The organism is Rhodococcus rhodochrous (assembly GCF_014854695.1).
Taxonomy (GTDB): Bacteria; Actinomycetota; Actinomycetes; order Mycobacteriales; family Mycobacteriaceae; genus Rhodococcus.
Genome location: NZ_CP027557.1, coordinates 3,055,398 through 3,067,202, shown reverse-complemented (window position 1 = coordinate 3,067,202; position 11,805 = coordinate 3,055,398). Strand labels below are relative to the sequence as shown.

11 protein-coding genes are annotated in these 11,805 nt (G+C 71.6%); 1 reads left to right on the top strand and 10 read right to left on the bottom strand.

What is annotated here, in order from left to right; all coding sequences use genetic code 11:
- Nucleotides 1-2 precede the first annotated feature (2 nt).
- The 3 genes from C6Y44_RS14270 to C6Y44_RS14260 are packed head-to-tail and all read right to left on the bottom strand — an operon-like array spanning nt 3 to nt 3,468.
- Nucleotides 3-941, bottom strand: a complete 939-nt coding sequence (locus C6Y44_RS14270; protein WP_159418150.1) for a 3-methyladenine DNA glycosylase — start codon at nt 939-941, stop codon at nt 3-5.
- Nucleotides 938-2,056, bottom strand: coding sequence for a hemolysin family protein (locus C6Y44_RS14265; protein WP_120282944.1), 1,119 nt, complete (start codon nt 2,054-2,056; stop codon nt 938-940). Before C6Y44_RS14265 ends, C6Y44_RS14270 begins: the two co-directional genes overlap by 4 nt.
- A complete protein-coding gene (locus tag C6Y44_RS14260; RefSeq protein WP_120282943.1) occupies nt 2,053-3,468 on the bottom strand; it encodes a hemolysin family protein in 1,416 nt (471 codons plus the stop codon). The genes C6Y44_RS14265 and C6Y44_RS14260 overlap by 4 nt, the downstream gene beginning before the upstream one ends.
- A gap of 304 nt (nt 3,469-3,772) precedes the next feature.
- Here C6Y44_RS14260 and C6Y44_RS14255 point away from each other — a divergent pair, with 304 nt between their 5' ends.
- On the top strand, nt 3,773-4,417 hold the full coding sequence (locus C6Y44_RS14255) for a class I SAM-dependent methyltransferase (RefSeq protein ID WP_052227319.1): 645 nt from the start codon (nt 3,773-3,775) through the stop codon (nt 4,415-4,417).
- Here C6Y44_RS14255 and C6Y44_RS14250 read toward each other — a convergent pair.
- The 7 genes from C6Y44_RS14250 to C6Y44_RS14220 form a co-directional block, all read right to left on the bottom strand.
- Nucleotides 4,371-5,270 carry a DMT family transporter gene (locus C6Y44_RS14250; protein ID WP_159418151.1) on the bottom strand — a complete coding sequence of 300 codons (900 nt, stop codon included), beginning with the start codon at nt 5,268-5,270 and terminating at the stop codon, nt 4,371-4,373. The two genes, C6Y44_RS14255 and C6Y44_RS14250, sit on opposite strands and share 47 nt — an antisense overlap.
- A gap of 4 nt (nt 5,271-5,274) precedes the next feature.
- Nucleotides 5,275-6,726 carry an NADP-dependent phosphogluconate dehydrogenase gene (gene gndA / locus C6Y44_RS14245; protein WP_120282939.1) on the bottom strand — a complete coding sequence of 484 codons (1,452 nt, stop codon included), beginning with the start codon at nt 6,724-6,726 and terminating at the stop codon, nt 5,275-5,277.
- A 71-nt stretch (nt 6,727-6,797) separates the two neighbouring features.
- Entirely contained in the window at nt 6,798-7,748 is a 951-nt protein-coding gene (locus C6Y44_RS14240) for a M56 family metallopeptidase (RefSeq protein ID WP_120282937.1), read from the bottom strand.
- A gap of 13 nt (nt 7,749-7,761) precedes the next feature.
- On the bottom strand, nt 7,762-8,172 hold the full coding sequence (locus C6Y44_RS14235) for a BlaI/MecI/CopY family transcriptional regulator (protein WP_159418152.1): 411 nt from the start codon (nt 8,170-8,172) through the stop codon (nt 7,762-7,764).
- A gap of 78 nt (nt 8,173-8,250) precedes the next feature.
- On the bottom strand, nt 8,251-9,123 hold the full coding sequence (locus C6Y44_RS14230) for an ABC transporter ATP-binding protein (RefSeq protein ID WP_016694284.1): 873 nt from the start codon (nt 9,121-9,123) through the stop codon (nt 8,251-8,253).
- Entirely contained in the window at nt 9,120-10,256 is a 1,137-nt protein-coding gene (locus C6Y44_RS14225; protein WP_159418153.1) for a FecCD family ABC transporter permease, read from the bottom strand. Before C6Y44_RS14225 ends, C6Y44_RS14230 begins: the two co-directional genes overlap by 4 nt.
- Nucleotides 10,253-11,671, bottom strand: a complete 1,419-nt coding sequence (locus tag C6Y44_RS14220; protein ID WP_192378475.1) for a FecCD family ABC transporter permease — start codon at nt 11,669-11,671, stop codon at nt 10,253-10,255. Before C6Y44_RS14220 ends, C6Y44_RS14225 begins: the two co-directional genes overlap by 4 nt.
- Nucleotides 11,672-11,805 lie beyond the last annotated feature (134 nt).

Here is an 11,805-nt window from a genome sequence, read left to right as displayed (position 1 = left end):
TGTTACCCGCCAGTAGTATCGGGCGCAGTGGTTCTGTGCGCCTGCAGGGCGGTACATCGATTCACCAGCTCTTCTCTCAGAGCTGCGGCGCGACGGGTGAGCGCCGACTGCTCGCGGACGTACTGTGCGCGTCCGGCGGCAGTCTCGATCCTGATGGGCGAGTAGCCGTAGTCCTCGAGATCATACGGGCTTGCCCGCATATCCAATTCACGGGCTGCGGACGCGTGTCGCAGGCACCGCACCGTCAGCTCCGAATCCGTCAACGGCAGCAGCTTGTAGGCCCACTTGTACAGGTCCATGCCGGCGTGCAGGCAGCCGGGTTGCTCGCTGCGCACCTGCTGGTCGCGGGTCAGTTCGGTGGCGTTGCGCGGGACGGCGTCGGGGGTGAAGAACCGGAACGCATCGTAATGGGTGCATCGAAGCTGCATTGATTCCACCACCGTGTCGGTTCCGGTGTGGCCGAGCCGCAACGGCACCGACGAATGCCGCACCCCGTCGACCCCCGCCCGGTACACCATCGCCCACTCGTGCAATCCGAAGCAGCCGAGCTGCGGCGGCCGGGAGGCCGTCGCGGTGAGCAGCCCCGCGACGAAGTCGACGGTGTCGGCGCGCCGGTCGAGCACCTCCCGGCCCACCCGCACCCCCGGCTGCCCGTCGACGGTGACCCGCTCGTAGCCCGGATGGTCGCGGTAGCCGCGCACCGCGGCCGCGCCGAGCAGCACGGTGCCGTAACCGGGATGCCAGCGCCGCAGCTGGCTCGGCCGCAGGCTGTAGTAGGTGAACAGGAAGTCGTGCACCGGGTGGCCGCGCCCGGTGGCGCGTCGTTCGAGATGCCCGGCGAGCAGCTCGTCCACGACGGCGTGGTGGGCGTCGCGCCGCGCGGTCCATTCGGTCTCGGCCAGGATCGCCGGGCGGTCGGTCACGGACGGGGAGCGGGTCATGGTTCTCGTTCGGTCGATCGGGGTGCGGTCGTGCGGGGGCGGTTGCCCAGCGGATCCGCGACCCGGTGGGTGGCGTCGCGGACCGTCCCGACGAACTCTTCCACGAGGTCCTCGAGCGCGACGATGCCCCGCAGCGTTCCGGTGGTGTCGGTCACCCCGGCCAGATGCGCGTTGTTGCGGCGCAGCGCGGCCAGCGCCTCGTCGAGACCGTCGCCGATCCCGATGGCCGGCAGCTTCCGGATCACCGCGGTAGGGATGACGGTCTCGGGACCGGTGGACTGTTCCCGCACCAGATCGAGCACGTCCTTGATGTGCACATAGCCGGTGATCGTGCCGTCGGGTCGGCGCGTGGGATACCGGGAGAAGCCGGTGGTGGTGACCGCGTGCTCGACGTCGCCGAGGGTCGGGCCCGCGCCGGTGTGCGGGACGGTGCGCACCCGGGCGAGCGGGATCATCACGTCGGCGACGGTGCGGTCGCCGGTGGCCAGAGCACGGGTGAGGCGCTTGTGTTCCTCCGCGTCGAGCAGCCCCTCGGAGCGGGATTCACCGATCATCTCGGTGAGCTCCACGGCGGAGACGGAGGTGTCGAGTTCGTCCTTCGGGTCGATGTGCGCCGCGCGCAGGGTGGCGTTGGCGCACAGGTTGTAGAACGCGATGACCGGCCGGGCGGGTCGCATGAACAGTAGGTGGATCGGCACGAGCAGCATCGCGGCGCGTTCCGGGCCGGCGATGGCGATGTTCTTCGGCACCATCTCGCCGAGCAGGATGTGCAGCACCACCACGATCGTGAGCCCGATGGTGAACGCGATGGGGTGCAGCAGCGCGTCGGGCACCCCGGCCGCATGCAGGGGCACCTCGATCAGGTGCGCGATGGCCGGTTCGGCGACGCGGCCGAGCAGGATCGAGCAGATCGTGATGCCGAGCTGGGAGCCGGCGAGCATGAGCGAGAGGTGTTCGCCGGCGTGGATGACGGTGCGGGCGCGGGTCTTGCCCTGGGCGAGCAGTGTCTCGAGGCGGTCGCGGCGGACGGTGATGAGGGAGAACTCGGCGCCGACGAAGAAGGCGTTGCCGGCGAGCAGCAGCACGGCGAGGACGATCGCGAACCAGTCGCTCATCGACGCTCACCACCCTCGTCGGCAGCGGGGGCGTCGTCGCTGTCGTCCCTGTCCCCATCGCTGTCGCCGTCGGGGTTCTCGGGGTCGGGGGCGGCGCCGGGGACGAGCAGCACCCGGTCGATGCGGTGTCCGTCCATCTCGAGGATGCGCGCGTACCAGGTGAGGTCGCGTTCGCCGCGGCGCAGCGGCAGCTGGATCTCGTCGTCGACCTCGGGGATGCGGCCGAGTTCGGTGAGGATCAGTCCGGCGAGGGTCTCGTAGTCGCCGTCGGGGGCGCGGTAGCCGGTGAGCTGGGCGAGCTCGTCGGTGCGCAGCAGACCCGTGCACGACCAGCCGTCCCCCTCGCGGTGGGCGTCGAGTTCGGTCTCGTCGTGTTCGTCGCGGACGTCGCCGACGATCTCCTCGACGAGGTCCTCCATGGTGATCAGTCCGGCGGTGCCGCCGTATTCGTCGACGACGAGCGCGACCTGCATGCCGTCCGAGCGCACCCGTTCCATGACGGTGTCGCCGTCGAGGCTGGACGGCACGGTGGGCACGCGGCGGGCGAGGGCGCCGACGGCGGTGGTGCCGCGCGCCGGGCCGGGCACGGTGAATGCGTGCTTGACGTGCACGACGCCGAGAGGGGCGTCGAGGTCGCCGTCGACGATCGGGAAGCGTGAGTAGCCGGTGCGGGCGGACAGTTCGATGAGGTCGAGGACGGTGGCGTTGCGGTCGAGGCTCTCGACGGTGCTGCGCGGGGTCATGAGGTCCTCGGCGGTGCGGTCCCCGAACTGCAGGGAGCGGTAGACCAGGCGGGCGGTGTGCTCGTCGAGGGTGCCGCTGCGGGCCGAGGCGCGCACCAGCGACCCGAGTTCCTGCGGGGAACGCGCCGAGCGCAGTTCCTCGGCCGGTTCGATGCCGAGGCGCCGCACGATGTGGTTGGCGGCGCCGTTGAGTCCGAGGATGGCCCAGCGGAACAGCAGCGAGAACGCCAGTTGGAGGCCGGCGGTGGCGCGGGCGGTGCCCATGGGCCGGGCGATGGCGATGTTCTTGGGGACCAGTTCGCCGAAGACCATGGAGAAGGAGGTGGCGATGAGCAGCGCGAGGACCAGCGAGACGGTTGCGGCGACGGAGGTGCTCAGGCCGATCGCGTCGAACAGCGGGGTGAAGAACTGCGCGAGGATCGGTTCGGCGAGATAGCCGGTGATCAGTGTGGTGATGGTGATGCCGAGCTGGGCGCCGGACAGCTGGAACGACAGGGTGCGGTGCGCGTGCTGGACCTGCCGGGCGCGTCGGTCGCCGTCGTGGGCGTGCGCGTCGACGGCGCTGCGTTCGAGGGCGGTCAGGGAGAACTCGGCGGCGACGAACAGGGCGGTGCCTGCGGTGAGCGCCACGAAGCCGAGGAGGGCGGCGATATCGAGCAGGACGGACATCAGGGGCGGTCCTGCCGGGCGGGGTGGTGGCCGGGGTGGTGACCCGGCCCGCTAGAGGATCCTTCCGGCCCGGAGTCGCACTCCGGGCAGGGGGAGCTGGTGTCGGGTGGTGGGCTGGTGGTGGGTGCCGCGGGCACCGGTGTCCTCTCGTCGGGTCCGGTCGCGGACGGTGTCCGCCTGCCGGAAGTGGTTTCGACGGGTACCGATTCTACTGAGCGGGGTTGCCGTGTGTCGCGGTGCAGGCGACGGTGCGGCGCCTACGGTGGGGGTCGAGCAGGTGTCCCGGTGGAACGAAGGAGCGTGGATGAGCGGCGGCGAGGGTCCGGAACACGGCGGCAGCGGCGAGCGGGTGCCGAGCCGGTGGGAGGAGATCGTGGCGGAGAATCCGGCGCATTCGTCGTGGTACGTCGAACGGTTCCGCACGATGGTTGCTCAGGGGCAGGACACCGTCGGGGAGGCCCGGTTGATCGATGCGATGGTGCCGCGCGGGGCACGGATCCTCGATGCCGGGTGTGGACCGGGCCGGCTCGGCGGCTATCTGCACCGGGCCGGGCACCGTGTGGTGGGGGTGGATGTCGATCCGGTGCTGATCGCGGCGGCGGAGGAGGATCATCCGGGGCCGGAATGGCTGGTCGGGGATCTGGCCGAGCTGGATCTGCCGGCCCGCGGTGTCGACGCCGACTTCGATGTGATCGTGTGCGCGGGGAATGTGATGACCTTCGTGGCGCCGTCGACCCGAGTGGCGGTGCTGCGCAATTTCGCGGCGCATCTGGCGCCGCAGGGCCGGGCGGTGATCGGTTTCGGGGCGGGCCGCGAGTATCCGTTCGAGGAGTTCTTCGCCGACGCGCAGCAGGCGGGTCTGGCGGTGCAGGTGCGGCTCTCGACCTGGGATCTGCGGCCGTTCAGCGACGACGCGGAGTTTCTGGTGGCGGTGCTGGGTCGGGCGTAGCCGCGGTCTCGGCGGGGGTGTCGGCGGCCTGGGCGCGCGAGAGCGCCACGGTGGTCACGAGCATCACGACGACCGCGGCGCCGACGAGGATCCGTCCGGGGCCGTCGGTGCGCAGGTGTTCACCGAGCACGGTCATGCCGAGCACGATCGCGGCGAGCGGTTCCCCGACAGTCAGGGCGGGCAGCGATGCGGTGAGCGATCCGGCCTGGAAGGCGCGTTGCTGCAGGTAGATCGCGGCGGCGCCGGCGGCGACGAGCGTCCAGGTCTGCCACGAGGTGAGCAGGGGGCCGATGCCGTCTTCGGCGAGGTCGGTGACGTGTTTGGTGAACGCGCTGGTCACGCCGTAGAGGATGCCGGCGGCGATCCCGAACGACAGCGCCCGTAACCGCGGTGAGAGCAGGGCGACGACGACGGCGGCGGCGGTGACGGCGAGTACCGACCCGAGCGGCAGCGCCCAGCGGACGGCGGCGGCGTCACCGGTGCCTTCGCTGGGGTTGCCGACGAGCAGGAAGATCGCCAGCGCCGCGCACAATGCGCCGGCGAGCAGCCAGGTGGTGCGGGTGACGCGGCGGCCGGTGGTGGCGGCGGCGAGCGGCAACGCGAACAGCAGCGACGCGACGAGCAGGGGCTGGACGAGCAGCACCGACCCGAACACGAGCGCGATCACCTGCAGGACGTAGCTGCCGCCGTCGCCGAGGATCCCCGCCCACCAGCGGGGGCTGCGCAGCAGCGAACCGACGAGCGAGTCGGTGTCGGGCACGGCAGCGGCCGAACTCTGTTGCGCGACACTGCCGACCGCGATGAGCGCGGCGGCGGCGAGCGCACACAGGACGGCGACTGCCGTGCCCGTCATCGCGTCAGGCCTGCACTTCGGAGCGGTCCCCGCTCCACAGGGTGTGGAACTTGCCGGGGCGGTCGGTGCGCTCGTAGGTGTGGGCACCGAAGAAGTCGCGCTGGCCCTGGGTGAGGGCGGCGGGCAGCCGGTCGGCGCGCAGTCCGTCGTAATAGGACAGCGACGACGCGAACGCCGGGACGGGGATGCCGAGCTGGGTGGCGGTGACCACCACGCGACGCCAGCTGTCGATGCCGATCTCGATGGCGTCCCGGAAGTACGGCGCGAGGATCAGGCTGGGCAGGGCCGGATCGGCGTCGTAGGCCTCCTTGATGCGGTTGAGGAACTGGGCGCGGATGATGCAGCCGCCGCGCCAGATCGTCGCGAGCGCGGCGCGGTCGACGTTCCAGCCGTATTCGGCGCTGCCGGCGGCGATCTGGTCGAAGCCCTGCGCGTAGGCGACGATCTTCGACGCGTACAGGGCGGCGCGGATGTCCTCGGTGAACTGCGCGGCGTCGGTGGGGGCGGCGCCGAGGTTGCCGGCGGCGAGGCCGCGGGCGGCGGCGCGCTGGTCGCGGGAGCCGGACAGGGCGCGGGCGAAGACCGCTTCGGCGATGCCGGTGACGGGGACGCCGAGGTCGAGGGCGGCCTTGACGGTCCAGCGGCCGGTGCCCTTCTGTTCGGCGGCGTCGACGATGACGTCGACGAGGGGCTTGCCGGTGGCGGCGTCGGTCTGGCGCAGCACCTCAGCGGTGATCTCGATGAGATAGGACTCGAGGGTGCCGGTGTTCCAGTCGGCGAAGACGTCGGCGATCTGCCCGGCGTCGTAGCCGAGGGCGTCGCGCAGCAGGTGGTAGGCCTCGCCGATGAGCTGCATGTCGGCGTATTCGATGCCGTTGTGCACCATTTTCACGAAGTGGCCGGCGCCGTCGGGACCGATGTGGGTGCAGCAGGGGGTGCCGTCGACCTGCGCGGCGACCTTCTCGAGCAGCGGGCCGAGCGCCTCGTACGATTCGGCGGGGCCGCCGGGCATGATCGACGGGCCGTTGAGGGCGCCTTCCTCGCCGCCGGAGATACCGGCGCCGACGAAGTGCAGTCCGCGGGCGCGCAGGGCGGCTTCGCGGCGGATGGTGTCGGTGTAGAGGGCGTTGCCGCCGTCGATGATGATGTCGCCGGGTTCCATCGCGTCGGCGAGCTCGTCGATGACCGCGTCGGTGGCGTCGCCGGCCTTGACCATGATCAGGACGCGGCGCGGCTTCTCGAGGGCGGCGACGAACTCGTCGATGGTTTCGGTGCGGACGAAGGTGCCGTCGCTGCCGTGCTCGGCGAGCAACGCGTCGGTCTTGGCGATGCTGCGGTTGTGGAGGGCGACGGTGTAGCCGTTGCGGGCGAAGTTGCGGGCGATGTTCGAGCCCATCACGGCCAGTCCGGTCACGCCGATCTGGGCCTGCGGTGTTTCGGTGCGTTCGACGGTCATGGTCTACAGCTTCCCCCGAAACGGGGGCCGATCGAAATCGGGGCGGGTCGAACGGTGCGGCGTGTCGCGGCTCAGAGGCCGAGCAGCAGGGACAGTTCGGTGAGCCAGGGCACCGCCACGGCGATGGTGGGCACGACGAGGATGGCGGCGGCGGTGGTGTAGGCGGCGGCGGAGATCCCGAGGTGGGGGCCCGGTCCGGTGAGGCGCTGCACGCGCAGCACGGTGCTCGGTCCGCCGACGGCGAGGGCGCCGGTGGGGGTGTGGGCGCCGGCGCAGGCGACGAGGGCGCGGGCCAGCGGTGCGGGGCCGGTCTTGCGGACGGCGGAGTCGTCGGCGAGCAGCTCGACGAGCAGTTTCACCGAGCCGAGCGCCGAGCCGGAGCGCACGACGCGGGGGAACGCTTCGTAGACGGCGGTGAACGCCTCGAGGATGAGGTCGTGGCGGGCACGCAGGTGGGAGTGTTCGTGGCGCAGGATCGCGCGCAGTTCGTCGTCGCCGAGGTTGTCGAGGGTGCCTTCGCTGAGCACCACCCGGTGCCGCAGCCCGGGCAGGCAGTAGGCGATGGGGTCGGCGGTGTCGAGGATCCGCACGTGCGGGTGGTGGCGGACGGCGGCGCCGCTCTCGCGGCGGTCGAGCAGGTCGACGAGCATGCGGTGGCGGGAGCGGCGGCGGCGGGTGCGCACCGCGACGCGCAGCATGGAGAAGGTCAGGCGGGCTCCGATGAACACGGTCAGGGCGAACACGATGACGTAGGTCAGCCACAGGGGCAGACCGAGGGCGTCGATCTCCTCGAGGGGGCCGGTGGTGGGTCGGCCGTCGGCGCCGGGCGCGAGGAGGCGGGCGGCGATGGCCAGGCCGCAGGAGAACGCGGAGAGCACCGCCGCCAGCGCCACGGACTGCCACAGCACGAGTGCGGCCCGGGGGTTGCGGTGCGGCCAGGTGGCGCGGGCGAGCAGCCCCGGCACCGGACCGGCGAGGAGAAGCGCTGTGGTTCCGAAGAACAGCGCCGTGGTCGCGTTCATGACATCGAGTGTGTCAGCCGGCCCGCTCGGTGTCGTGGCCGGTGTTGTCGTCGCCGTGTTGCGCTTCGAGTTCGGCCAGCGCCGCGCGCAGGGCGGCGGCTTCGTCGGCGCCGACGCGGCCGACGAAGTGGACGAGGGCAGCGGCGCGGCCGGCGGTCTCGTCGGCCTGGTCGAGGGCGTCGACCATGAGGCTGGCGACGAGTTCGTCGCGGCCGTGCACCGGCAGGTAGCGGTGGGCGCGGTCGTCGCGTTGCTGGATGACGAGGTTCTTCTTGGCGAGGCGCTGCAGGACCGTCATGACGGTGGTGTACGCGAGGTTGCGTCGAGCCGAGAGGGCTTCGTGGACCTGCCGGACGGTCTGTGGTTCGGGGGTGGACCACAGGTGATCCATCACTGCGCGTTCGAGTTCGCCGAGTGCTGCCATGGGTCGATTCTACGGATTTCTCCGACGAATGTGCGTACTACCCCTGGTCGTAGGGTCTGACCTGCGGTGAGACCCTCGTCACCCCTTGTGAGGACCTCCGGCGGCGCCGTAGACGTGGCGGGTGCCGATGGGCACGATCAGCGGCCGGTCGGACACCGGATCGTCGATGACCGAGGCGTCGAGATCGAACACTTCGCGCAGCAGTTCCACGGAGATCACCTCCGACGGCACCCCGGAGGCGACGACGCGGCCGTCCTTCATCACCACCAGATGGTCGCTGTAGCGCACGGCCAGGTTCAGGTCGTGCAGCACCATCACCACGGTGCGGCCGAGTTCGCTGTGCAGCCGGTCGACGAGGTCGAGGACCTCCACCGAGTGCGCCAGGTCGAGATAGGTGGTCGGTTCGTCGAGCAGCAGGATGTCGGTGCCCTGCGCGAGCGCCATGGAGATCCAGGCGCGTTGCCGTTGCCCGCCGGACAGTTCGTCGATGGGCCGGTCGGCGAGGTCGGCGATGCCGGTGCGGTCGAGGGCGAGGGCGACCTCGTCCTCGTCGTCGGAGGACCACTGCCGGAACCACGACTGGTGCGGATGCCGGCCGCGGGAGACCAGATCGGCGACGGTGAGCCCTTCGGGGGCGACGGGGGCCTGCGGCAGCATGCCGAGGACCCGGGCGACCTCGCGGGTGCGCATGGTGGTGATGTCGTGCCCGTCGAGCAGCACGGTGCCGGTGCGGGGTTTGAGCAGCCGGCTCAATGCGCGCAGCAGGGTGGATTTGCCGCAGCCGTTGGGGCCGATGACGGTGGTGACGACCCCGGTGGGGATGGACAGGTCCAGGTCGTCGACGATGAGCCGTTCGCCGTAGCCGAGGCTGATGTGTTCGGCGACCAGCCGCGGCGCCGCGTGCTCGACCGGGCCGGGGGCCGGGGCGGGGGGCAGATGGGTGTCGGTCATCGGGAGACCTTTCGGTTGGAACGCACCAGCAGGTACAGCAGGAAGGGGCCGCCGAGCGCGGAGGTGACCAGGCCGACCGGCAGCGGCACCGGCAGGATGGTGCGGGCGATCAGGTCGGCGGCGACGACGAACAGCGCCCCGGTCAGGGCGGAGGCGATGATCGGGCTGCCCGCCGAGCCGACGAGGCGCAGGGAGATCTGCGGGGCGGCGAGGGCGACGAAGCCGATGGGGCCGGCGGCGGCGGTGGCGACGGCGGCGAGCGCGCATGCCGCGATGAGCAGCAGCGCCTGCTGGGTCTGCAGCTTCACGCCGAGGGAGCGGGCGGTGTCGTCGCCGAGGCGCAGCGCCCCGACGGTGAACGAGGCGGTCGCGGCCCAGCCACCGACGAGTAGCAGCGCGATCGCGGCGGGCACCACCTGGTTCCACGACACGCCGTTGAGGGAGCCGGTCAGCCACACCTGGGCGCGGCTGACGTCGTTGATGTCGGCGGAGACGAGCATCCACTGGGTCAGGGCGATGAGCATGGCGTTGATGCCGATGCCGATGAGCACGAGCCGGAAGCCGTCGGCGCCGCGCCGCCAGGCCAGCAGATAGATGACCGTGGCGGTGAGCAGCGCGCCGAGCAGCGCCGACATCGGCAATCCGAGGGTGGCGAGCAGTCCGACGATGGAGCCGCCGCTGGTGACGACGATCAGGGCCACGGCGGCGGCGGAGGCGCCGGCGGTGATGCCGAGGATGTCCGGGCTGGCCAGGGCGTTGCGGGACACCGATTGGGTGATGGCGCCGGAGACGGCGAGGGCGGCGCCGACGACCACGGCGGCGACACCGCGCGGCAGCCGCAGGTCGAAGACGATGAACCGGTCGAGGCGTTCGCCGCCGCCGAGGAGCACCTCGACGACCTGCAGGGGACTCAGGGGGTAGTCGCCGCGGCCGAGGGAGATCGACAGCAGCACCGCGGTGGCGACGACGATCAGCGCGCACACGATGACCATGCGGGCGCGCCAGACGACGGAGACGGAGCCGAGCCGGAAGGCGGGCCGGCCCGGCACGCGGGTGGAGACCTGCACGGGTGAGCGGCGCGTGCCCGTCGTGGGTTCGTCCTTGTCGAGGGACGGGGTGGGGGTGTCGTTCACAGGGCCACCAGCTTCCGGCGACGGACGAGGGCGATGAAGAAGGGGGCGCCGATGAGGGCGAGCACGATCCCGACCTGCAGTTCGCCGGGGCGCACCACGATGCGGCCGACGACGTCGGCGAGGACGAGCAGCGCCCCGCCGAGCAGCCCGGCATAGGGCACGAGCCAGCGGTAGTCGGGGCCGGTGATCGCGCGGGCGATGTGCGGGACGATCAACCCGACGAACGCGATCGGTCCGCATGCGGCGGTGGCGGCGCCGGTGAGCACGGTGATCGCGGCGATGCCGATCACCCGGGTGGTGACGACGTTGGTGCCGAGCGAGCGGGCGACGTCCTCGCCGAGGCTGAGCAGGTTCAGGGCCGGGGTGGAGGCGAGCGCGACGAGCAACCCGACGACGATGAACGGCAGCACCTGCCAGAAGACGTCCATGCCGCGGCCGGCGACGGAGCCGACCACCCAGAAGCGGTAGCCGTCGAGGCTGGTCTGGTCGAGCAGCACGATGGTCTGGATCATCGCCTGCAGGAAGAACGCGACCGCCGCGCCCGCCAACGCGAGGCTGAGTGGACTCGAGCCGCCGTTGCCGATGGACGCGAACCCGAACACCACGATGCTGGCGAGCGCGGAGCCGGCGAAGGCGAACCACAGATACTGCGCCGGGGTGGAGAGCCCGAACAGGTAGATCGACAGCACCACCAGGAAGGCGGCGCCGGCGTTGATGCCGAGCAGGCCGGCGTCGGCGAGCGGGTTGCGGGTGTGCCCCTGGATCAGCGCACCGGCGACGCCGAGCGCGGTGCCGACCAGCAGCGCGAGCAGGGTGCGGGGGATACGCAGCGAATGCACGATGACGTCGGTTTCGGAGCCGTCGTTGACGACGAGGGCGTGGAAGACCTCCGCGAAGGTCATCGGGCGGGCACCGACGGCGATGCTGGCGAGCGCGCCGAGCACCAGCAGCACGAGCAGCGCGGCCAGGCCGAGCAGGCGCCGGCGGCGCAGGGCGGCGACGCTGCCGTCGGTGGGGCGCGGGGTGAAGTCGTCGTGGCGGGCGTGGCGTTCGGTGACGATTTCGGTGCCGCGGCGCAGCAGGGCACGGCGGGTACCGGCCGGTCCGGTGGTGGCGCGGTCGCGCAGCACGAGCCCGGTCCACTGCAGGCCCAGGCTCTGGCCGGTGCGGCCGGCGCGGTAGCCGTGGTTCCACCACAGCAGCCCGGCGGCCGCGGCCAGGGCGGCGCCGCCGAAGACGATGCGGTCGGTCTGGCCGCCGCCCTTGGCGTCGGCGAGGGTGTCGACGACGAGGGCACCGACGAGCAGGGGGATGGCGAGGAGCGCGAGATCGCACAGGACGGCGGCGATCCGGCGGCCCGCGCGGGGCGGGGCGGTCGGGTCGGCGTCCGGTGGGGCGTGAGGGGTGACGGTCACGGGCGCGGGGTGCTCCTCGGGAAGGCGGTGGTGCGGTTCGGGTCGTCGCGGATCGTGGGGAACGCGAAGGCCTTCGGAGTTAGGTTACGGAATCCTATGTCTCGGCGGGAGTAGGGGGATGGGGTTGCGCACAC